Genomic DNA, 21242 nt, shown 5'->3' with positions numbered 1-21242 from the left:
CACAATCCTTACGACGCGCGCGGTGACTGTAGGAGCGGCCTTGCGCCGCGAATGGGCCGCAAAGCGGCCCTAAAATCTGTCAGAACTGCTCGGCATCCAGCAGGTAAAGCGACTCGCTCCCCGCCTTCACCGAAGCCACCAGCGAATCCACCCGTGGCAGCAGCCGCGCAAAGTAGAACCGCGCCGTCCCCAGCTTGCCCGAGTAGAACGCCTCGTCCCCTTCACCCGCCTTGGCCGCCCGCGCCATCAGTGCCCACATGTAGGCATAGGCCACATAACCAAAGGCATGCAGGTACTCAACCGACGCAGCTCCGATCTCATTCGGGTTGCCCTTGGCCTGCTCCAGCACCCACTCGGTCAAGCCATCGAGCTGGTCGAGGCTGGCCGCCAACGGCTTGGCAAATTCGCCCAGCTCGCCACCCGCGCCGGCTATGAACTGGCGAATTTCGTCGGAGAACAACCGGTAGTACGCGCCACCGCTGGCCACCACCTTGCGCCCCATCAGGTCGAGGGCCTGGATACCGTTGGTGCCTTCGTAGATCTGCGTAATGCGCACATCACGCACCAGCTGCTCCTGCCCCCACTCACGGATATAACCATGCCCACCGAACACCTGCTGGCCATGCACCGTGCTCTCCAGCCCCAGGTCGGTGAGGAACGCCTTGGCCACCGGTGTCAGCAGTGCCACCAGCTCTTCGCTGCGCTTGCGCACGGCGGCGTCTTCGCTGTACTTGGCACTGTCCAGTTGCATGGCTACATAAGTGGAGAAGGCGCGGCCACCCTCGATCTGCGCCTTCATGGTCAGCAGCATGCGGCGCACGTCCGGGTGGACGATGATCGGGTCGGCGGCCTTGTCCTTGGCATGCGGGCCGGTCGGGGCGCGGCTCTGCAGCCGGTCGCGAGCGTATTCCACCGCGTTCTGGTAGGAGCGTTCGGCGGAGGCCAGGCCTTGGATGCCAACGCCCAGGCGCTCGTAGTTCATCATGGTGAACATGGCCGCCAGGCCCTTGTTCGGCTCACCGACGATGTAGCCGACTGCCTCGTCGAAGTTCATCACGCAAGTAGCCGAGGCCTGGATGCCCATCTTGTGCTCGATCGAGCCGCAAGTAGCCGGGTTGCGCGCCCCCAGGCTGCCGTCTTCGTTGACCAGGAACTTCGGCACCAGAAACAGCGAAATGCCTTTCGCCCCTGCCGGTGCATCCGGCAGCTTGGCCAGCACCAGGTGAATGATGTTCTCGGTCAGGTCGTGCTCGCCACCGGTGATGAAGATCTTGGTGCCGCTGACCTTGTAGCTGCCGTCGGCCTGCGGCTCGGCCTTGGTGCGGATGATGCCCAGATCGGTACCGGCATGCGGCTCGGTCAGGCACATTGAACCTGCCCAAACGCCGGCGTACATGTTCGGCAGGTACTTGGCCTTCAGCGCTTCGCTGGCGTGGGCATTGATCGACAGGCAGGCGCCAGCGGTCAGCATCGGGTACAGGCCAAACGCCAGGCTGGAGGCGTTGACCATTTCCTCGACCTGGGCCGAGATGGCCTTGGGCATGCCCATGCCGCCGAACACCGGGTCGCCGCCCACGCCTACCCAGCCGCCTTCGGCGTAGGTGTTGTAGGCCTCGATGAAACCGGCCGGTGTGCTTACCGCACCGTTGTCCCAGTGGCAGCCTTCTTCATCGGCGCCGCGGCTGAGCGGCGCGATGGTCTTGGCGGTGACCTTGCCGGCTTCTTCCAGCACGGCCATGGCCGTCTCGGCATCGACTACCTCAGCCAGCCCGGGCAACTGCGCCCACTGCTCGGCCACATTGAAGACTTCATTCAGTACGAAGCGCATGTCGCGCAGGGGCGCTTTATAGTCAGCCATGACAACCTCTCGCTAGTCGGGTCGGGGCGGTCTCGGGGAACCGCGACACTGGGGTTACCGGCAGTGTAACCGAACAACTTTTACGAGACATAGGGTCATCAACTGACCGCACAGTCTTGCCCAGTCACGCCGTGCGCACTGCTCCGCGCTGCGATTGTTGCCCATGCACCATGACACAATTGCGCCCTGCGCCCTTGGCGCTGTACAGCGCCTGGTCAGCGGATTTGAGCACCGCCTCAGGGTTACGGTGGTCAACCTGGCGCTCGGCCACACCGATGCTGATGGTGACCGACACCGTCCCGCCGCTGTTGCCCGCCCGGCGCTGGCGCCCGCTTGTATCGTCCTGTGGGCGGCTGCTCTGGTCGCGCAGGTGCATCACATAGTTGGCAATCACCTCGCGCACGGCCTCCACGTGGGGCACGCATTCCTCGGCGGTCTTGCCGGCGAACACCAGGGCGAACTCCTCGCCACCATATCGATAAGCGCGGCCACCGCCGGTCACCTTGGACAAGCGGCTGGCGACCAGGCGCAACACCTGATCGCCCACGTCGTGCCCGTGGGTATCGTTGAATTTCTTGAAGTGGTCGACATCGGTCATGGCGATCACGTAGTTGCGCCCCAGGCGCTGCATGCGCTCGTTAAGCGCACGGCGCCCCGGCAGGCCGGTCAGCTCGTCACGGAAGGCCATCTGGTAGGCCTCGTGCGCAACCGCTGCGGCGATCATCAACATCACCTGGCTGCACATGATGTTCAGGGTGAACGGCAGGATGAAGGTTTGCGGCAGCATCCAGAAAATGCCCAGCAGGCCGGTTATCAAGGCAGCGTGCAGCGGCCGCGGTGCGCGCAGGTATTGCACCACCAGCAGGATGAACACGCCGAGGAACAAGGGGTAGACGATCTGGATCAGGCTCATCCACTGGCCATGCAAGGTTGGCCAGCGGATCTCCGCCAGCCAGGTCAGCAGCGCTTCGGGGTAGCTTTGTTCGAGGGCTACCGCCACGCTGCCCACGGCGAACAGCACGGCACCGCGGGCGACCATGTCCTGCAGCAGGTGGGTGCGTTCCTGCCAGGCGCCATACAGCCCGAACAGGGCGGGCAGCAGCAGGCACACCAGGTGGAAGATCACTGCCGCGTCCTCGCGCACGCGGCCATGGTCACGGTAGAAGTCGGTCTGGGTATCGAGCAGGTAGTACGCGATGTACACCGTGAGCATCATGAACAGCTCACGCTGGCGGCGGTAAACCGCGCAGTAGGCACCGCCCAGCAACAGGACCAAGGTGGGCAGGACGTTGAACAGCGATGTGAAAAAGACACTGAGGTCTCTCACATAGGCTGCGGCGAGCCCTGCCAGCAACAGAAACAGCGAAGGCAGGAAGTGGCTTGCGCGAACAGCGTTAAGACGAAACAAGGGTAATCTCCAACCCGGCAGATCAATAGTGGCATTGTGCCCTTACTTCATCGGCAGTGCACATGAACAGTTGAATTTCCGTTCCGCCACGGCCCCTGTAGGAGCAGCCTTGTGCTGCGAATGGTCCGGTATGACAGAAGGTTTGCTTTGGCAGTTATGCCCTCTTCGCAGCACGAGGCTGCTCCTACCAGGGATAGGCATCCGCCCGCAGAATGAAAAAACCCGCCTGCCGATGACGGCAGGCGGGTTTTGGGTACAGCGGGTGAATCAGTACGACAGGCCGAAGTGCTCTTCGTCCATCGCCATCAGGTTGTTGGCACCCGACAGCATGGTCGCCACATGCGTACGGGTACGCGGCAAGATGCGCTGGAAGTAGAAGCGCGCAGTCTGCAGCTTGGCGGTGTAGAACGCCTCTTCGCTGGTGCCGGCTGCCAGCTTCTCGGCCGCCAGGCGGGCGATGTCGGCCCAGAAGTAGGCCAGGCAGGCGTAGCCGGAGTACATCAGGTAATCCACCGACGCCGCCCCCACTTCTTCGCGGTCCTTCATGGCGGCCATGCCCACTTTCATGGTCAGCTCGCCCCACTCCTTGTTGATTGCCGCCAGCGGTTCAACGAACTCCTTGACCGCTTCATTGCCTTCCTGCGCCTGGCAGAACTTGTGCACGATCTTGGTGAAGCCCTTCAGAGCCTCGCCCTGGGTCATCAGCACTTTACGGCCGAGCAGGTCGAGGGCCTGGATGCCGGTGGTGCCTTCGTACAGCATGGAGATACGGCTGTCGCGCACGTTCTGCTCCATGCCCCACTCGGCGATGAAGCCATGGCCGCCGTAGATCTGCACGCCGTGGTTGGCCGCTTCGAAACCGACTTCGGTCATGAACGCCTTGGCGATCGGGGTCAGGAACGCCAGCAGGGCGTCAGCCTTTTTGCGCTCTTCTTCGTCCTGGCTGTACTTGACGATGTCCACCTGCTTGGCAGTGAAGTACACCATCGCACGGTTGCCTTCGGCGAAGGCCTTCATGGTCAGCAGCATGCGGCGCACGTCCGGGTGGACGATGATCGGGTCGGCAGCCTTGTCCGGCGCTTTCGGGCCAGTCAGGGAACGCATCTGCAGGCGCTCACGGGCGTACTTCAGGCCACCCTGGAAGGCCACCTCGGCATGCGCCAGGCCTTGCAGCGCGGTACCCAGGCGAGCAGTGTTCATGAAGGTGAACATGCAGTTCAGGCCTTTGTTGGCCGGGCCGATCAGGTAGCCGGTTGCCGCATCGAAGTTCATCACGCAGGTAGCGTTGCCGTGGATGCCCATCTTGTGCTCGATGGAACCGCAGCTCACGCCGTTGCGCTCGCCCACGCCGCCTTCGGCATTGGGCAGGAACTTCGGCACGATGAACAGCGAAATGCCTTTCGTGCCGGCTGGTGCGTCCGGCAGGCGGGCCAGGACGATATGGACGATGTTGTCGGCCATGTCGTGTTCACCGGCCGAAATGAAGATCTTGGTGCCCGACACTTTGTAGCTGCCGTCGGCCTGTGGCTCGGCCTTGGTGCGCAGCATGCCCAGATCGGTACCGCAGTGCGGTTCGGTCAGGCACATGGTGCCGGTCCACTCACCGGAAACCAGTTTGGTCAGGTAGGTCTCTTGCTGCTCATGGGTACCGTGCGCGGAAATGGTGTTCATCGCGCCATGCGACAGGCCTGGGTACATGCCCCACGACCAGTTCGACTCACCCACCATCTCGCTCAACGCAAGGCCCAGCGACTCCGGCAGGCCTTGACCGCCATGGGCGACGTCATGGGCGAGGCTCGGCCAGCCGCCTTCGACGAACTGCTCGTAGGCTGCCTTGAAGCCAGTCGGGGTTTTAACGCCCGATTCGCTCCAGGTGCAGCCTTCCAAGTCACCGACACGGTTCAGCGGGGCCAGCACCTGCTCACAGAACTTCGCGCCTTCTTCGAGGATCGCATCGACCATGTCGGGCGTGGCGTCCTGGCAGCCCGGCAGGCTCTGATAGTGCGCCTCATAGCCAAGCAGTTCGTCGCGAACGAAGCGGATATCACGCAAGGGGGCTTTGTAATCAGGCATTGCGATGAACCTCTGGGTCAGTTCTGTGGGGGTGACCAGCTCTTGGCGGCCGTCTATCAAACAGTTGTTTGAAACTTACGTTTAGCTCCGGCTTATGTCAAGGAGGGACTATGGTGCCATTTACGCCACGAAAAATGGCGTTTACGCCACACCCAGAAAAACCGCCGGCCCTGTGGGAGCGGGCGTGCCCGCGAAAGGGCCCGGCCAGACAACAGAGATGCCTGACCTGACGCTTTCGCGGGCACGCCCCGCTCCCACAGGGGCTGTGTTTAATGGGAGGGGTGACCCGTCAGGCGTAGGTGTCGATGATCCGACCGAGCATTTCGTCGGATGCCTTGACCACCTTTGCACCAAGCTCGACTTCGGTTTTGCCAACAACCATTTGCACGGTGCTGGTGGCCAGGTCCATCTGCTGGCTGCGATCTACTGCGCGCAGGCGTTCAGCCTGAAAATCGCTGGACTGGCTGGTGGCGGTACGTTCGGCTGTGGTGTTGGCGATCTGGCCTGCGGCCTGATCGACGCGGTTCTGGCCGGTTTGAATCGCACTCAGGCCCGCGTAATAGGCGGAGCTACCGGTGATTTCCATGTCAGGACTCCATTGACGCTGGATAACGAACAGCCCCAATTAAAGCAGGCTGGGCGCGAAAAGGCCCGTTTAAAACCCTAATGGCCTGGTGCCAGTTGATAGGCCTTGGGTATTCCTGCTCTGGCCCCATCGCCGGCTAATCCAGCAGATCCAGCTGAAGGTGTTCAGCCACCATATCGGCACTGGCTTGCTTCAGTTTGGGCACCCGCCCAAGGCAAGGCGCAGGCAAGCGCTCTGCCAGGCTGGCAAGGTTCTCTTCAAGACGCGAAGTACGGGGCTCGATGATGTTCGCCACCCACCCGGCCAATTGCAGCCCATCCCGCTCGATCGCCTCGGCGCTGAGCAAGGCATGGCTGATGCAACCCAACCGCACCCCCACAACAAGAATCACCGGCAACTGCAGGGCAACGGCGAGGTCGGAAAGGTTCTCCAGGCCCGACAGCGGCACACGCCAGCCACCGGCCCCTTCGACCAAAGTGAAATCGGCATTTTGTTGCAGCACATTGCGCATTGCCGCCAGCAACTCCGGAACAGCCAGCGTCACCCCCGCCTCACGCGCCGCCACATGCGGGGCAATGGCAGGCTCGAAGGCAAACGGGTTGACCTGCTCGTATGGCAACTTGATCGTGCTTTCGTCGATCAGCGCCTGCGCATCACTGTTGCGCAAGCCCTTAGGTGTCATGGTGCAGCCGGAGGCCACCGGTTTGGCACCCAGAGTGCTCATGCCCTGCAAGCGCGCCGCGTGCAAAAGCCCGGCGGCGATGGTGGTCTTGCCGACATCGGTATCGGTACCGGCAATGAAATAGGCCTGGCTCATCTCGCTCCCCTTACGCCTGTGGCTTGCGCAACACACCATAGACCACCTGATAGGTGGCTGGCAGCCCCTCGGGCTGGCGAAATGCTTCGTAGGCCTGCAACAGGCCCTGCATGCGGGCCCGACCGGTGAGGCCTGAAGGGCGGCCCGGGTTGAGGTTGTGCGCGCCCAGTGCCTTCAGCTCATGGGTCAGGCTGCGAACATCCGGGTAGTGCAGCACATGCGGGCAGCGCTGCAGCCCAAGTTGTTCAAAGCCGCTGCCGGCACACAGGCGTTGGTAATCCTCGAACCGGCGGAAGCGGTTCACATGCACCAGGCCATCCACGGCCTGCCAGCTGGCACGCAACTCGTCGAGGGTACCCACGCACAGGCTGCTGAAAGCCAGCACGCCACCCGGGCGCAGTACTCGCAACGCCTCTGCCAGCACACAGGCGAACTGGTCGCACCACTGCACGGCCAGGCTGGTGAACACAAGGTCGACACTGGCATCGCGCAGCGGCAAGCGCTCGGCGTCACCGGCCACGTGGTAGTGCGCCCCACCTTGTTCATCCCGCGCGTGGCGCAGCATGCCTTCGGCAATGTCCACTGCCACACCGCTGGCCTGTGCGAAACACTCGGCCAGTTTTCGGCTGAAATGGCCGGTTCCGCTGCCCAGATCCAGCCAGTGCGACGGCTGCAAGCCTGCCGGCAACTGCTCCAGCAGGTTCAACCCTACAGCGCGCTGCAAGGCCGCCACGCTGTCGTAGCTGGCCGCAGCGCGGGAGAACGAAGCCGCCACCTGGCGTTTGTCGGGCAACGCGCCGGGCAGGGTTGGACGGGAAAGGTCAGTCATCGCCACTCTCATGCAGGAAACTCTTGATGCCCGCCGCCAGCTCCTGCGGGTACTCCAGCAGGAACGCGTGGGAACTGTCTTCGACCAGGCCCACTTCCACATCCGGCAGCAGCTCGCTCAACGCCTTGGCTGCCTCTGCCGGCACCAGCGCATCGCTGCCGGCAAACAGGTGCAATTGCGGGCCGGCGTATGCCTGCAGGGCTTCGCGGGTGTCCAGCTTGGCCAGCACCTCAAGGCCGGTTGCCAGGTACAGCGGGTCGGTGTCCGGCACCCCCACACCCAGTTGGCGCAGCAACGTACGTGGCTGCTGGGCGCCATCACTGCACAAGGTACGGAAGCGTTTGAGGGTGACCTGGGTATGGCTGCGGCAGCCGTCGAGGAAGGTGCCGAAGGTGTCTTCGGGCATGCCGTGGGGCCAGTCTGGCCGGGCGACGAAGCTGGGGTTGCTGGCCAGGGTCAGCAGGCCACAGCAGTGGTCGCCGCGCTGGTGCGCCAGCGCGCTGGCAAGCATGCCACCCAACGACCAGCCACCCAGCCAGACATCGCTGGGCAGCTTGCGGTCCAGGTGGTCGACCCAACCCTGCACATCGCTGTGGTCCAATTCGGGCAAGGGCATCAGCTCTACCTGCAAGCGGGCATCCTGGGCGCGCAGGCTGGCTGCCAGCGGCTCCAGTGAGGCAGTGCCCAGGCCCCAGCCAGGCAGCAATACAAGACGATTACGCATCGGCGTTCTCCAACTGTGGATAACACTCGGCCAATGCATTCAACAATAGCTGCACCTGCGCCTCGCTGTGCGCGGCGCTCAGGGTCACCCGCAGGCGTGCGCCGCCCGCTGGCACGGTGGGTGGGCGGATGGCCGTCACCAGCAAGCCGCGCTCGCGCAGCATGCGCGACAGGCGCAGGGCCTGTGCGCTGTCGCCGATCATGATCGGCTGGATCGGCGTCGGGCTGTCCATCAACGCCAGCCCGATCTGCTGTGCGCCTTCGCGGAACTGGCGAATCAACGCCGCCAGGTGCTCGCGGCGCCAGGTTTCGTGACGCAACAGTTCCAGGCTCTTGAGCGTGGCACAGGCCAGCGCCGGTGGCTGGCTGGTGGTGTAGATGTAAGGGCGGGCGAACTGCACCAGCGCCTCGATCAGCTCTTCGCTGCCGGCAACAAAGGCACCCGCAGTACCGCAAGCCTTGCCCAGCGTGCCGATCAGCACCGGTACGTCATCCACGCTCAGGCCGAAGTGCTCGACGATGCCGCCGCCCTGTGCGCCGAGTGTGCCCAGGCCATGGGCGTCATCGACCATCAGCCAGGCACCGCGGGCGCGAGCGACATCGGCCAGTGCCGGCAGGTCGGCCAGGTCGCCGTCCATGCTGAACACGCCATCGGTCACCACCAGCGTATTACCGACCGCCTTGTCCAGGCGGCTGGCCAGGCTGGCCGCATCGTTATGCAGGTAGCGATTGAAGCGTGCACCGCTGAGCAGCCCGCCATCCAGCAGCGAGGCGTGGTTCAGGCGGTCTTGCAGCACGGTATCGCCCTGCCCCACGAGCGCGGTGATGGCGCCCAGGTTGGCCATGTAGCCCGTAGAGAAGAGCAACGCACGCGGGCGGCCAGTGAGTTCGGCCAACGCTTCTTCAACCTGGTGGTGTGGCGTGCTGTGGCCGACCACCAGGTGCGAGGCACCGCCACCGACACCCCAGCGCTCGGCGCCAGCCTGCCAGGCGGCGATAACTTCGGGGTGGTTGGCCAGGCCAAGGTAGTCATTGCTGCAGAAGGCCAGCAACCGCTGGCCGTCGACCACCACTTCCGGCCCCTGCGGGCTCTCCAGCAGTGGCCGCTGCCGATACAGGTCTGCGGCGCGCCGTTCGGCCAGGCGCGCCGCCAGGTCGAAGGCCATGTCAGGCCGATGCAGCGTTGTAGAACATCTCACTGCTGCGCTGTTCGACCAACGCCTGCTCGATGGCCGCCTGATGCACTTCGTCGGCGTGCTCTTCACGCGCTTCGGGCTTGATGCCCAGGCGTGCGAACAACTGCATGTCCTTGTCGGCCTGCGGGTTGGCGGTGGTCAGCAGTTTTTCGCCGTAGAAGATCGAGTTGGCACCCGCCATGAACGCCAGGGCCTGCATCTGCTCGTTCATCTGCTCGCGGCCGGCGGACAGCCGCACGTGCGACTTGGGCATCAACAGGCGGGCGACGGCCAGCATGCGGATAAAATCGAATGGGTCGACGTCCTCTTCCTCGGCCAGCGGCGTGCCGGCAACCTTGACCAGCATGTTGATCGGCACCGACTCGGGGTGCTCGGGCAGGTTGGCCAACTGGATCAGCAGGCCGGCGCGGTCGTCCAGCGATTCGCCCATGCCCAGGATGCCTCCGGAGCAGATCTTCATCCCCGCATCGCGCACGTAGGCCAGGGTCTGCAGGCGCTCGCTGTAGGTGCGGGTGGTGATGATGCTGCCGTAGAACTCCGGCGAGGTGTCGAGGTTGTGGTTGTAGTAATCCAGGCCAGCCTGGGCCAGGGCTGCGGTCTGCTCCTGGTCGAGCTTGCCGAGGGTCATGCAGGTTTCCAGGCCCATGGCCTTCACCCCTTTGACCATCTCCAGCACGTAAGGCATGTCTTTGGCAGACGGGTGCTTCCACGCCGCGCCCATGCAGAAGCGGGTGGAACCGATGGCTTTGGCGCGAGCAGCCTCTTCCAGCACCTTCTGCACTTCCATCAGCTTCTGTTTTTCCAGCCCGGTGTTGTAGTGGCCGGACTGTGGACAATATTTGCAATCTTCCGGGCAGGCGCCGGTCTTGATCGACAGCAGGGTCGAAACCTGCACCCGGTTAGGGTCGAAATGCGCGCGGTGCACAGTCTGCGCCTGGAACAGCAAGTCATTGAACGGTTGCTGGAACAGCGCCTTGACCTCGGCCAGGGACCAGTCGTGACGTGTTGTTGCAGTTGTGCTGGCGCTCATCGGCGTTTCCTTGTTTAGGCTGTAGCTGGCGCCGGGACAGGAAAGCCCACAAGCGCATCACGGATAGCCCGCATAGTTACGGAAGGCCCATGAACTGTCAACCACACTGGAAAAGACTGGTTTACAAGTGCTCACTTATTAATCAGATGTGTTTATTGTGTGACGAGCCTGCCGATCAGGCCTACCCGATGTGCATCGCCTGCGAGCAGGAACTGCCTTGGCTGGGCGATCAATGCCTGCGCTGCGCCCTGCCGCTGCCTATGGCTGGCCTGACCTGCGCCCACTGTTGCCGGCACTTGCCGCCGTTCGAGAGCGTGATTGCACCATGGCAATTCGGCTTTCCGGTCGACACGCTGGTCAGCCGCTTCAAGCACAACCGGCAGTGGCCTCTGGGGCGTTTGATGGCTGAACTGCTGGGGTTTGGGCTGCTGCATCGCTTTGCCGAAGGGCTACCCCGCCCTGACCTGCTGTTGCCTGTGCCCTTGGCCAAGCGTCGACTGCGCGAGCGCGGGTTCAACCAGGCCGGGATGCTCGGGCGGTGGTTGTCCACGCAACTTGGGCTACCGTGCGATGAGCGATTGTTGCTGCGCACGCGCGAGACGCCTGCGCAGCAACAGCTGGATGCCCGGGCAAGGCGGCGCAATTTGCGACAAGCGTTTGCGCTCTCGGGTGAACTGACGGGCAAACATGTCGCTATTGTCGATGATGTGTTCACCACCGGTGCCACCGCGCAGGCAATCGCCGAGGTGCTGCGCAAGGCCGGAGCGCGGCGGGTGGATGTGTATTGCCTGGCACGCACGCCCAAGCCGGGGTATGCATGACCCTGCGCAGTCCTCCACAATCCGCTTTCAGGACCTTCAAATATAACGACTCAATACCCATGCCCCTACCCACCCTGCTTACCCAGCACATCGCCCGCCGCCCCCAGCGCATCGCCCTGCTGCAGCACATTGCCGAGCAAGGCTCGATCACCCGAGCCGCCAAAGCCGCAGGCATTAGCTACAAAGCTGCCTGGGATGCCATCGACGAGCTCAACAACCTGGCCAGCCAGCCCTTGGTCGAGCGCAGTACCGGTGGCCGTGGCGGTGGCGGTGCGCGTTTGTCGCCGGAAGGCGAGCGGGTGTTGCGTCTGTATCAAAGGTTGCAGGCCCTGCAGGCGGAAATTCTTGAGGCCGCCGAAGAATCCAGTGACCTCGACCTGCTCGGCCGCCTGATGCTGCGTACCAGTGCGCGCAACCAACTCCAGGGCCAGGTCAGCGGCTTGCGCCGCGAGGGCCGGTATGACCGCGTCAGCCTGGCATTGGGCGGTGGGCTGGAGATTGATGCGCTGATCACCCACGACAGCACCGCGCGGCTGGAGCTGACACTGGGGACGATGGTGGTGGCGCTGCTCAAGGCCGGGTGGGTACGGTTGCTGCCGGAGGGGGAAGCAGCCGACGCGGGCAGCAACTGCTTGAGTGCAACGGTGGAAGAAGTGTTGGCAGAGGATGAGGGGCCCAGTGAGGTGCGGCTGGCGTTGGGCAATGGGCAGACATTGTGTGCCATCGCGGAGGCGGGCTGGTTGGCTGGTCATCCGGTGGCGGCGGGCAGTGCGGTGCAGGTGCAGTTTCATCCGTCCTATGTGTTGATCGGGGTTCCTGCATAGCCTGGCCGCGCATTGCGCGGTTCGCGGGCGCGCCCGCTCCCACAAATCCTGAAACGTGCGCTGTACCTGTGGGAGCGGGCATGCCCGCGAAGAGGCCGGTACAGGCATAACGCGTTACCATGGCCCCACGCTGCTTACCCTCCGGAGTCACCATGTCCCACCCCTTCGACACCCTCACCCCCGACCTGGTCCTGGACGCAGTGGAAAGCATCGGCTTTCTCAGCGACGCCCGGGTGCTGGCACTGAACAGCTACGAGAACCGCGTCTATCAGGTGGGCATCGAAGACGCGCAGCCGCTGATCGCCAAGTTCTACCGCCCAGGCCGCTGGAGCGATGCGGCGATCCTCGAAGAACACAGCTTCACCGCCGAACTCGCCGACTGCGAGGTGCCGGTGGTTGCGCCGATGCAGCACGACGGCCGCACCTTGTTCGAGCATCAAGGCTTCCGTTTCACTCTGTTCCCGCGCCGCGGCGGCCACGCTCCGGAGCCGGGCAACCTCGACCAGCTCTACCGCCTTGGCCAGTTGCTCGGCCGCCTGCATGCCGTGGGCGCCACCAAACCATTCGAGCACCGTGAGGCCCTGGCTGTGGACAACTTCGGCCACGCCTCGCTGAACACCCTGCTGGACGGTGGTTTTGTCCCTCGCGAACTGTTGCCCGCCTTCGAGTCCGTGGCCCGCGACCTGCTAAAACGTGTCGAGGATATCTACGCCCGCACTCCGCACCAGCTGATCCGCCTGCACGGCGACCTGCACCCCGGCAACCTGATGCACCGTGACGAGGTGTACCACGTGGTCGACCTCGACGACTGCCGTATGGGCCCGGCGGTGCAAGACCTGTGGATGATGCTGGCCGGCAGCCGCGAGGAGCGCCTGGGGCAACTGGCCGAGCTGATCGACGGCTACAACGAGTTCCACGACTTCGACCCGCGCGAACTGGCCCTGATCGAGCCCCTGCGCGCCCTGCGCCAGCTTCACTACAGCGCGTGGCTGGCACGGCGCTGGAGCGACCCGGCGTTCCCGCCCAGCTTCCCGTGGTTCGGCCAACCCCGCTACTGGGGGGACCAGATTCTCGCCTTGCGCGAACAAATGGCCGCGCTGGATGAAGCACCGCTGAAATTGTTCTAGAAGCATGCCTACGTCTGTCTACAATAGGCGTCGCTTTATTTAGCTACCTAAGCAAGGATTCTGCATGCACGCCGCAAACCCGCGTCGCGGGTACATCCTGGGCCTGAGCGCCTACATCATCTGGGGCCTGTTCCCCATCTATTTCAAGGCAATCCAGAACGTCCCGGCGGTCGAGATCATTGTCCACCGGGTGCTCTGGTCGGCGCTGTTCGGCTCGCTGCTGCTACTGGTGTGGAAACACCCGGGCTGGTGGCGCGAACTGCGCGACAACCCGCGCCGGCTGGGCATCCTGGCGCTGAGCGGAGCATTGATTGCGGGTAACTGGCTGACCTATGTTTGGTCGGTAAACAACGGCCGCATGCTCGAAGCCAGCCTGGGTTACTACATCAACCCGCTGATCAATGTGGTACTGGGCATGCTGATTCTTGGCGAGCGCCTGCGCCGCCTGCAATGGCTGGCGGTGGGCATGGCCGCCGTAGGCGTAGCCCAGCAGGTGTGGCAGGTAGGCAGCCTGCCTTGGGTGTCGCTGGTGCTGGCGCTGAGCTTCGGCTTCTACGGGCTGATTCGCAAACAGGCGCCAGTGGCGGCATTGCCGGGCCTGGTGGTGGAAACCTGGATGCTGGTGCCGCTGGCCCTTGGCTGGCTGCTACTGCACCCGGCGGCGATGAGTGCCCAGGGGGCGTTTTACACCAGCAGCGAAGCACTGTGGTTGATGGCGGCCGGGCCGGTGACGCTGATACCGCTGGTGTGCTTCAACGCTGCGGCCCGGCACCTGCCATATACCACCCTGGGCTTCCTGCAGTACCTGGCGCCGACGCTGGTATTGCTGCAGGCAGTGCTGTTGTTCGATGAGCATTTGTCGTCGAGCACATTGGTGGCGTTCATGTTCATCTGGGCGGGTTTGGCGATCTACAGCGTCGATGCGTGGATGAATTTGCGCAAGCGCAGCTGATCAAAAAACGATCAAAACTCTGCAGGCCATGCGGTTCGAGGCCTGCAGCGACATCTCCAAAGGTTATCCACACCCTCGTCCCCGTGCTTTGTGCACAAGCTGCTGATTATTGGGTGTTTTTTGATCAAAACTGCGCAGGGCACAGAGGGCCTGGGGTGGAGAGGTACACCCCCAGGTTATCCACAGGGCCTTCCCCGTGATATCGGGATAACCGCAAGGGGCTGCGATGCAGCCCGTTCGCAGCACAAGGCTGCTCCTACAGGAGTTATGCAATTCCCTGTAGGAGCAGCCTTGTGCTGCGAATGCGCCGCAAAGCGGCCCCGGCGATCCCGAATCAATCCTCCGCCCGCAACTGCAACTCCACCATCAAATCGTCCGCCAGGCTCTCCAGCTTCTGCTGCAGTTCATCCAGCGAAAGGGTCAACGGCAGCGCCAGCAATGCATCGGCATGAAACAGCGCCTCGCTGCTCATCGGTGCCGGCCGCACCTCAGTGGTAAACCGCTCAAGGTTCACCCCAAGATCCGCCAGCAACCGGGTAATGTCCCGCACGATCCCCGGCCGGTCATTCCCCACCAGTTCCATGGCAATCGGCTTCCAGGTACACGACGGCTCGATGCCGCTCTCGGCAATCAGCACGCGAATGTCATACCGGGCCAGCCCCTGCAACGATGCCACCAGTTCAGCGTAATTCTCAGCCGGCACCGCCACCCGCAAGATGCCGGCAAACTGCCCGGCCATACGCGACATGCGGCTTTCCAGCCAGTTGCCACTGTGGTCGGCGATGCACTGGGCAATGCGTTCGACCTGGCCGGCCTTGTCAGGGGCGATAACAGTCAGTACAAGATGATCCACAAGCCCTTCCTCGTGTCGGACCGCGCCCGGCGGCAGAAAATCGGGGGATCGAGTCAGTATAGGCAAGGCGCGGCAACCTGCCGCAGGGCGTCCTGCACAACGAATCGTGTACTGTTTCAAGATTTATCTGGAACAATCCACCTGTTTTTTGCGAACATACCCACTCCCAGCGTGACCATACGCGACCAACGGGTCGCATAACGGCGCTTTTAGTCTGATTTTGCCCCGCCTACTGCTTCATGTAGTATCCCGTGGCGCGGACTACAAAACGTCGTTTGGATGTCTGCCAAGGCGCCTGTGAAAATACGCACACTGCCTGCCGGCATGTCTGGCAAGCCGCACCCAGCCGCGCCCGGTACAACCCGGGGGCACGCACTGGTGCCGTGTTTAGAGAAGCGCTACAGGCTTAATACAGAAGAGCGAAATAGCTGAGCAGAGTGAGGCAAGCAATGACTGGATACGTTCAAGTCGGTGGCCTTCAGGTCGCCAAGGTCCTGTACGACTTCGTGAACAACGAAGCCATCCCCGGGACCGGCATCGTCGCCGAGCAGTTCTGGGCGGGTGCAGAGAAGATCATCAATGACCTCGCTCCAAAGAACAAAGCCCTGCTCGCCAAGCGCGACGAGCTGCAAGCCAAGATCGACGCCTACCATCAGGCACGCAAAGGCCAGGCCCACGACGCCGTCGCCTATAAAGCATTCCTCCAGGAAATCGGCTACCTGCTGCCACAAGCCGACGATTTCCAGGCCACCACCCAGAACGTGGACGAAGAAATCGCCCACATGGCCGGCCCGCAGCTGGTGGTGCCGGTAATGAATGCCCGCTTCGCCCTGAACGCCGCCAATGCACGCTGGGGTTCGCTGTATGACGCCCTGTACGGCACCGACGCCATCAGCGATGAAGGCGGCGCCGAAAAAGGCCAGGGTTACAACAAGGTCCGTGGCGACAAGGTCATCGCCTTCGCCCGCGCCTTCCTCGACGAAGCTGCGCCACTGGCTGCCGGCTCGCACGTCGACTCCACCGGCTACCGCATCGAAGGCGGCAAGCTGGTTGTTGCCCTGAAAGGCGGCAGCAACAGCGGCCTGCGTGACGATGCCCAGCTCATCGGCTTCCACGGTGACGCCGCCGCACCAACCGCCGTGCTGCTCAAGCACAACGGCCTGCACTTCGAAATCCAGGTCGATGCCAACACCCCGGTTGGCAGCACCGACGCCGCCAGCGTGAAAGACATCCTGATGGAATCGGCACTGACCACCATCATGGACTGCGAAGACTCGGTTGCCGCCGTCGACGCTGACGACAAGGTTATCGTCTACCGCAACTGGCTGGGCCTGATGAAAGGCGACTTGGCCGAAAGCGTGAGCAAGGGTGGCAAAACCTTCACCCGCACCATGAACCCGGACCGCGAGTACGCCGCGCCCAATGGCGGCAGCGTCACCCTGCATGGCCGTTCGCTGCTGTTCGTACGCAACGTTGGCCACCTGATGACCAACCCGGCGATCCTCGATGCCCAGGGCAACGAAATCCCCGAAGGTATCCAGGACGGCCTGTTCACCAACCTGATCGCCCTGCACAACCTCAACGGCAACACCAGCCGCAAGAACACCCGCACCGGCAGCGTGTACATCGTCAAGCCGAAGATGCATGGCCCGGAAGAAGTCGCTTTCGCCGCCGAAATCTTCAGCCAGGTCGAAGACCTGCTGGGCATGCCACGCAACACCGTCAAGGTCGGCATCATGGACGAGGAGCGCCGTACCACGGTCAACCTCAAGTCCTGCATCAAGGCTGCCGCCGAGCGCGTAGCGTTCATCAACACCGGTTTCCTCGACCGCACTGGCGATGAAATCCACACCTCGATGGAAGCCGGCGCCGTGGTGCGCAAAGGCGCCATGAAAAACGAGAAGTGGATCGGCGCCTACGAGAACAACAACGTCGACGTTGGCCTGGCCACCGGCCTGCAAGGCCGTGCGCAAATCGGCAAAGGCATGTGGGCCATGCCCGACCTGATGGCTGCCATGCTCGAGCAGAAGATCGCCCACCCGCTGGCCGGTGCCAACACCGCCTGGGTGCCGTCGCCGACTGCCGCCACCCTGCACGCCCTGCACTACCACAAGGTGGACGTGCAGGCGCGCCAGCGTGAGCTGGCTTCGCGTACCCCGGCGTCGGTGGACGACATCCTCGCCATCCCGCTGGCCGCCGACACGAACTGGTCGGACGAAGAAATCCGCAACGAGCTGGACAACAACGCTCAGGGCATCCTCGGCTACGTGGTGCGCTGGATCGACCAGGGTGTGGGTTGCTCGAAGGTGCCGGACATCAACAACGTCGGCCTGATGGAAGACCGTGCCACCCTGCGCATTTCTGCCCAGTTGCTGGCCAACTGGCTGCGCCATGGCGTGGTCAGCCAGGATCAGGTGCTGGAAAGCCTCAAGCGCATGGCCGTGGTGGTGGACCAGCAGAACGCCGGTGACGCCCTGTACCGCCCGATGGCGCCGAACTTCGACGACAACGTCGCGTTCCAGGCGGCTGTAGAGTTGGTGGTGGAAGGTGGCAAGCAGCCGAACGGCTACACCGAGCCGGTGCTGCACCGCCGTCGCCGCGAGTTCAAGGCGCGTAACGGGTTGTAAACCGCAAGGGGCCGCTTTGCGGCCCATTCGCGGCACAAGGCCGCTCCTACAGGGGAACGCATAACCCTTGTAGGAGCGGCCTTGTGCCGCGAATGGGCTGCAAAGCAGCCCCTTTGTGCATCACTCTATTTTCAATTCCTTCTTCACCAGTTCCAGCAGCTTGCCCAGGTCCACCGGCTTGAGCAGGAAATCCACCACCCCCAGGTGCATCACGTCCACCGCCTCTTCTACATCGGTGTCGCCCGACACCACGATGATCGACAACGCTGCGCGCTCCGACTCACGAATCGTGCGGATCAAATCCAGGCCATCCTCTGGCTGCATGCGTAAATCCGTGATCATCAAACTGATCCGCTGCTGATAATGCAGGTACAACCTGGCTTCCTCCGCCCCGTCCGCCCCCACCGCATCGATGCCCCGGCTTTTCAGGTACAGGATCAGCGCCTCACGGTTGACCGCGTTGTCATCCACCACCAGCACCAACGGCCTAGGTGCCACAGGCGCACTTACCACGGCCAAGGCCTCACGCTCGGCGTCGCTCAGGATGTCGGTGTGCTCAGGCATGCTCATCTCGTCAAAAAAATTCCGCTTCAGCCTTAGGACCACATTACTCGCGTAACCCGTTTCGCCTTTCGTCGGGTCTTTGACAGGGGCGTTCATAGACTTACGTCCAATGGGCACCACCCCGCCGCAAGCCGACCATGGAGGCAGAGAACAACAAGGCCGGCACCTATATATAGATATATATAGTTCGGCGTAGCGATACGGTCAGTTTCATGAGCAAAAAGGACGCCTACAGCCAGGCGGGCAGGACAGCAGTACTGCAGAACATTCAAGGCACCCTGCAGTTCCTGCAGCGCTTTCCGCCGTTCAACCAGATGGAGCACAGCCACCTGGCCTACCTGGTCGAGCAGTGCCAGCTGCGCTTCTATGCCTGCGGCGAAAGCATCGTCAAACCTGCCGACGGGCCGGTCGAGCACTTCTACATCGTCAAGCAGGGCCGCGTGGTTGGCGAGCGCCAGCACCTGGTCAAGCCTGGGGTGGAAACCACCTTCGAAATCACCAGTGGCGAGTGCTTCCCGCTGGCCGCCCTGCTGGGCGAGCGAGCCACCCGCACCGAGCACCTGGCCGGTGAAGATACCTTCTGCCTGCAGTTGAACAAGGCCGCGTTCATCCGCGTGTTCTCGATGTCTGAAGTGTTTCGGGATTTTGCCCTGCGCGGGGTCAGCAGCCTGCTCGACCAGGTCAACCAGCAGGTGCGACAGCGCGCTGTGGAAACCCTCGGCACCCAGTATTCGCTGAACACGCCCTTGGGTGAGCTGGCCATGCGTCACCCGGTGGTGTGCACGGCACAAACCCCGCTGCGCGAAGCCGTGCGGCTGATGCACGAGCAGCAGGTCGGCAGCATCGTGGTGGTCGACGCGCAGCGCTACCCCACCGGCATCTTCACCCTGCGCGACCTGCGCCAGGTGGTGGCCTCGGCGGATGCCGACCTGGGCGCGCCCATCGAGCGGCACATGACGGTCAAACCCTTCTACCTCAGCCCTCAGGCCAGCGCCTTCGACGCGGCCATGGCCATGACCGAGCGGCATATCGCCCACGTGTGCCTGGTGGAAAACCGGCGCTTGTGCGGGGTGGTTTCCGAGCGTGACCTGTTCTCGCTGCAACGGGTCGACCTGGTGCACCTGGCGCGCACCATCCGCCATGCGCCTCGGCTGGACACCCTGGTCTCGCTGCGCGGGGAAATCAGCCAGCTTGTGGAGCGCATGCTGGCCCATGGCGCATCGTCCACGCAGATCACCCAGATCATCACCCTGCTCAACGACCACACCGTGTGCCGGGTAATCGAGCTGGCGCTGGCCGAGCGCGGCGACCCGGGCGTGCCGTTCAGCTGGTTGTGCTTTGGCAGCGAAGGGCGCCGCGAGCAGACCCTGCACACCGACCAGGACAACGGCATCCTCTTCGAGGCGGCCGACAGCGCTGAAGCCGACGCCATCCGTGCCCGCCTGCTGCCGCTGGCGCAGTACATCAACCAGTGCCTGGCCCAGTGCGGCTTTACCCTGTGCAAGGGCAACGTCATGGCCGGCAACCCTGACCTGTGCCTGTCGCGCAGCGAGTGGGCACGGCGCTTTGCCGGCTTTGTTCGTGAAGCCAGCCCGGAGAACCTGCTGGGTTCGAGCATCTACTTCGACCTGCGCGTGGTGTGGGGCGATGAGCAAGGTTGCGAACAACTGCGCCAACGCCTGTTGGACCAAGTGGCCGACAACCGCATCTTCCAGCGCATGCTGGCCGAAAACGCCTTGCGCCAGCGCCCGCCGGTGGGCCGCCTGCGCGAGTTCGTGCTGACCCGCCAGGGCAATGACAAGGCCGCCACCCTCGACCTCAAGGTTCAGGGCCTGACGCCCTTCGTCGACGGTGCCCGGCTATTGGCGTTGGCCAATGGCGTCGGTGCGTGCAACACCCTGGAGCGGCTGCGCCAGCTGGTGGCCAAGGGCGTGATCGAGCCACTGGATGGCGCGGCCTATGAAGAGGCTTACCACTTCATCCAGCAAACCCGCATGCAGCAGCACCAGCGCCAGGCTCGCGACAACCTGCCTTACTCCAACCGCCTCGACCCGGACAGCCTCAACCACCTGGACCGGCGCATCCTGCGCGAGGCGCTGCGCCAGGCCCAGCGCCTGCAAAGCAGCCTGGCCCTGCGGTACCAGCTATGAGCCTGTTCACCTGGCTGCGCCCCAGCGCGCCCGAACTGGACCCCGCCACACGCCAGCGCCTGAGCCGGTTACCCAAGCCCACGCCGCTGGGGGTATGCACCCTGCGTGAACAGCGCTGGGTGGTGCTGGACCTCGAAACCAGCGGGCTCAACCCCAACCGGGACCAGGTATTGTCGATTGGCGCAGTGGCCATCGAAGACGGCGCCATCGATTTTGCCCAGCAGTTCGAACGCACCCTGCACAGGCCTTTGCAGAAGACCAACGCCAGCGTGCTGATTCATGGCCTGGGCCCTGGCGCCCTGGCCGCCGGTTGCGACCCGGCCGAGGCCCTGCTCGACTTGCTCGATTTCATTGGCAACAGCCCGGTGCTGGCGTTTCATGCGCCCTTCGACCAGCGCATGCTGGCCCGTGCGCTGAAGGAGAGCCTTGGGCATCGTCTGCAGTCACTGTTCCTCGACGTTGCCGAACTGGCGCCGATGCTAAACCCCGACACGGTGCTGCGCGAGGCCGGGCTGGATGACTGGGTGGCGCGGTTTGGTTTGCAGGTTGAAGAGCGCCACCATGCCAGTGCCGATGCCCAAGTGACCGCAGAGCTGGCGCTGATCCTGTTGAGCCAGGCCCGGCGCCAGCAGCTGGACAGCCCATTGCAGCTGGAGCAGCGGTTGCGTGGGTGGCGGCGGCGCAAAGCACAGAGTCATGGCCTGTAGCTTTGCATTGGGCCATCAGCCTTTTCCATGGTGGCAATCCGATAAGCGTCCATTGCACCCACCCCCTCCCCTCTGCAACAATCGCGAATAATTATCG

General features: G+C 63.4%; 18 protein-coding genes. 7 read left to right on the top strand and 11 right to left on the bottom strand.

Annotated elements, in window-relative coordinates; translation table 11 throughout:
* Window positions 1-79 precede the first annotated feature (79 nt).
* The 9 genes from SB756_RS16475 to bioB form a co-directional block, all read right to left on the bottom strand.
* On the bottom strand, window positions 80-1858 hold the full coding sequence (locus SB756_RS16475; RefSeq protein ID WP_410911147.1) for an acyl-CoA dehydrogenase C-terminal domain-containing protein: 1779 nt from the start codon (window positions 1856-1858) through the stop codon (window positions 80-82).
* A 124-nt stretch (window positions 1859-1982) separates the two neighbouring features.
* On the bottom strand, window positions 1983-3266 hold the full coding sequence (locus tag SB756_RS16470; protein ID WP_341797376.1) for a sensor domain-containing diguanylate cyclase: 1284 nt from the start codon (window positions 3264-3266) through the stop codon (window positions 1983-1985).
* Window positions 3267-3533: 267 nt separating this feature from the next.
* Window positions 3534-5339, bottom strand: coding sequence for a phenylacyl-CoA dehydrogenase (locus tag SB756_RS16465; RefSeq protein ID WP_410911146.1), 1806 nt, complete (start codon window positions 5337-5339; stop codon window positions 3534-3536).
* Between the two features lie 289 nt (window positions 5340-5628).
* Entirely contained in the window at window positions 5629-5925 is a 297-nt protein-coding gene (locus SB756_RS16460) for a hypothetical protein (RefSeq protein ID WP_016497674.1), read from the bottom strand.
* A gap of 136 nt (window positions 5926-6061) precedes the next feature.
* A complete protein-coding gene (bioD, locus tag SB756_RS16455) occupies window positions 6062-6742 on the bottom strand; it encodes a dethiobiotin synthase (protein ID WP_019472548.1) in 681 nt (226 codons plus the stop codon).
* Window positions 6743-6752: 10 nt separating this feature from the next.
* Complete coding sequence (gene bioC, locus SB756_RS16450; RefSeq protein WP_197898037.1) at window positions 6753-7571, bottom strand: malonyl-ACP O-methyltransferase BioC; 819 nt, start codon at window positions 7569-7571, stop codon at window positions 6753-6755.
* On the bottom strand, window positions 7564-8295 hold the full coding sequence (locus SB756_RS16445) for an alpha/beta fold hydrolase (protein ID WP_410911145.1): 732 nt from the start codon (window positions 8293-8295) through the stop codon (window positions 7564-7566). The genes bioC and SB756_RS16445 overlap by 8 nt, the downstream gene beginning before the upstream one ends.
* Window positions 8288-9460 carry an 8-amino-7-oxononanoate synthase gene (gene bioF / locus SB756_RS16440; RefSeq protein ID WP_016497670.1) on the bottom strand — a complete coding sequence of 391 codons (1173 nt, stop codon included), beginning with the start codon at window positions 9458-9460 and terminating at the stop codon, window positions 8288-8290. The genes SB756_RS16445 and bioF overlap by 8 nt, the downstream gene beginning before the upstream one ends.
* Window position 9461: 1 nt before the next feature.
* Entirely contained in the window at window positions 9462-10520 is a 1059-nt protein-coding gene (gene bioB, locus SB756_RS16435) for a biotin synthase BioB (RefSeq protein ID WP_016497669.1), read from the bottom strand.
* Between the two features lie 89 nt (window positions 10521-10609).
* On the opposite strand from bioB, the gene SB756_RS16430 reads away from it, so the two are divergent.
* From SB756_RS16430 to rarD, 4 genes are all read left to right on the top strand, one after another.
* Window positions 10610-11341: a ComF family protein gene (locus SB756_RS16430; RefSeq protein ID WP_410911144.1), complete on the top strand. Its 732-nt coding sequence runs from the start codon at window positions 10610-10612 to the stop codon at window positions 11339-11341.
* A 59-nt stretch (window positions 11342-11400) separates the two neighbouring features.
* Window positions 11401-12165 carry a TOBE domain-containing protein gene (locus SB756_RS16425; protein ID WP_410911143.1) on the top strand — a complete coding sequence of 255 codons (765 nt, stop codon included), beginning with the start codon at window positions 11401-11403 and terminating at the stop codon, window positions 12163-12165.
* Between the two features lie 152 nt (window positions 12166-12317).
* Window positions 12318-13292 (top strand): serine/threonine protein kinase, encoded by a 975-nt coding sequence (locus SB756_RS16420; protein WP_019470553.1) that lies wholly within the window; start codon window positions 12318-12320, stop codon window positions 13290-13292.
* Window positions 13293-13356: 64 nt separating this feature from the next.
* Window positions 13357-14244: an EamA family transporter RarD gene (gene rarD / locus SB756_RS16415; protein ID WP_016497665.1), complete on the top strand. Its 888-nt coding sequence runs from the start codon at window positions 13357-13359 to the stop codon at window positions 14242-14244.
* A 334-nt stretch (window positions 14245-14578) separates the two neighbouring features.
* Here rarD and SB756_RS16410 read toward each other — a convergent pair whose 3' ends face one another.
* Window positions 14579-15097, bottom strand: a complete 519-nt coding sequence (locus tag SB756_RS16410; protein ID WP_341797370.1) for a glycine cleavage system protein R — start codon at window positions 15095-15097, stop codon at window positions 14579-14581.
* Window positions 15098-15546: 449 nt separating this feature from the next.
* Between SB756_RS16410 and SB756_RS16405 the strand changes: the two genes are divergently transcribed.
* Window positions 15547-17724 (top strand): malate synthase G, encoded by a 2178-nt coding sequence (locus SB756_RS16405; RefSeq protein ID WP_341797369.1) that lies wholly within the window; start codon window positions 15547-15549, stop codon window positions 17722-17724.
* A gap of 120 nt (window positions 17725-17844) precedes the next feature.
* Here the strand turns inward: SB756_RS16405 and SB756_RS16400 are convergent, their stop codons facing one another.
* The gene (locus SB756_RS16400; protein ID WP_341797368.1) at window positions 17845-18384 is read right to left on the bottom strand and encodes a response regulator; all 540 of its coding nucleotides are present in this window, start codon (window positions 18382-18384) and stop codon (window positions 17845-17847) included.
* 116 nt (window positions 18385-18500) lie between these two features.
* Here SB756_RS16400 and SB756_RS16395 point away from each other — a divergent pair, with 116 nt between their 5' ends.
* Both SB756_RS16395 and SB756_RS16390 read left to right on the top strand, forming a co-directional pair.
* Entirely contained in the window at window positions 18501-20438 is a 1938-nt protein-coding gene (locus SB756_RS16395; RefSeq protein ID WP_341797367.1) for a DUF294 nucleotidyltransferase-like domain-containing protein, read from the top strand.
* Window positions 20435-21145: a PolC-type DNA polymerase III gene (locus SB756_RS16390; protein WP_341797366.1), complete on the top strand. Its 711-nt coding sequence runs from the start codon at window positions 20435-20437 to the stop codon at window positions 21143-21145. Before SB756_RS16395 ends, SB756_RS16390 begins: the two co-directional genes overlap by 4 nt.
* Window positions 21146-21242 lie beyond the last annotated feature (97 nt).

It is taken from the genome of Pseudomonas sp. SIMBA_068 (assembly GCF_046534705.1).
In the GTDB taxonomy this organism is placed as follows: domain Bacteria; phylum Pseudomonadota; class Gammaproteobacteria; order Pseudomonadales; family Pseudomonadaceae; genus Aquipseudomonas; species Aquipseudomonas putida.
The sequence above is the reverse complement of the archived record's forward strand: the minus strand, read 5'-3'. Positions and strand labels throughout refer to the sequence as shown.

Bases quoted from the DNA above. Each gene is read 5' to 3' on its own strand.
- SB756_RS16475 (WP_410911147.1), bottom strand. From the start codon at position 1,858: ATGGCTGACTATAAAGCGCCCCTGCGCGACATGCGCTTCGTACTGAAT.
- SB756_RS16465 (WP_410911146.1), bottom strand. From the start codon at position 5,339: ATGCCTGATTACAAAGCCCCCTTGCGTGATATCCGCTTCGTTCGCGAC.
- SB756_RS16460 (WP_016497674.1), bottom strand. From the start codon at position 5,925: ATGGAAATCACCGGTAGCTCCGCCTATTACGCGGGCCTGAGTGCGATT.
- bioD (WP_019472548.1), bottom strand. From the start codon at position 6,742: ATGAGCCAGGCCTATTTCATTGCCGGTACCGATACCGATGTCGGCAAG.
- bioC (WP_197898037.1), bottom strand. From the start codon at position 7,571: ATGACTGACCTTTCCCGTCCAACCCTGCCCGGCGCGTTGCCCGACAAA.
- SB756_RS16445 (WP_410911145.1), bottom strand. From the start codon at position 8,295: ATGCGTAATCGTCTTGTATTGCTGCCTGGCTGGGGCCTGGGCACTGCC.
- bioF (WP_016497670.1), bottom strand. From the start codon at position 9,460: ATGGCCTTCGACCTGGCGGCGCGCCTGGCCGAACGGCGCGCCGCAGAC.
- bioB (WP_016497669.1), bottom strand. From the start codon at position 10,520: ATGAGCGCCAGCACAACTGCAACAACACGTCACGACTGGTCCCTGGCC.
- SB756_RS16430 (WP_410911144.1), top strand. From the start codon at position 10,610: ATGAACTGTCAACCACACTGGAAAAGACTGGTTTACAAGTGCTCACTT.
- SB756_RS16425 (WP_410911143.1), top strand. From the start codon at position 11,401: ATGCCCCTACCCACCCTGCTTACCCAGCACATCGCCCGCCGCCCCCAG.
- SB756_RS16420 (WP_019470553.1), top strand. From the start codon at position 12,318: ATGTCCCACCCCTTCGACACCCTCACCCCCGACCTGGTCCTGGACGCA.
- rarD (WP_016497665.1), top strand. From the start codon at position 13,357: ATGCACGCCGCAAACCCGCGTCGCGGGTACATCCTGGGCCTGAGCGCC.
- SB756_RS16405 (WP_341797369.1), top strand. From the start codon at position 15,547: ATGACTGGATACGTTCAAGTCGGTGGCCTTCAGGTCGCCAAGGTCCTG.
- SB756_RS16400 (WP_341797368.1), bottom strand. From the start codon at position 18,384: ATGAACGCCCCTGTCAAAGACCCGACGAAAGGCGAAACGGGTTACGCG.
- SB756_RS16395 (WP_341797367.1), top strand. From the start codon at position 18,501: ATGAGCAAAAAGGACGCCTACAGCCAGGCGGGCAGGACAGCAGTACTG.
- SB756_RS16390 (WP_341797366.1), top strand. From the start codon at position 20,435: ATGAGCCTGTTCACCTGGCTGCGCCCCAGCGCGCCCGAACTGGACCCC.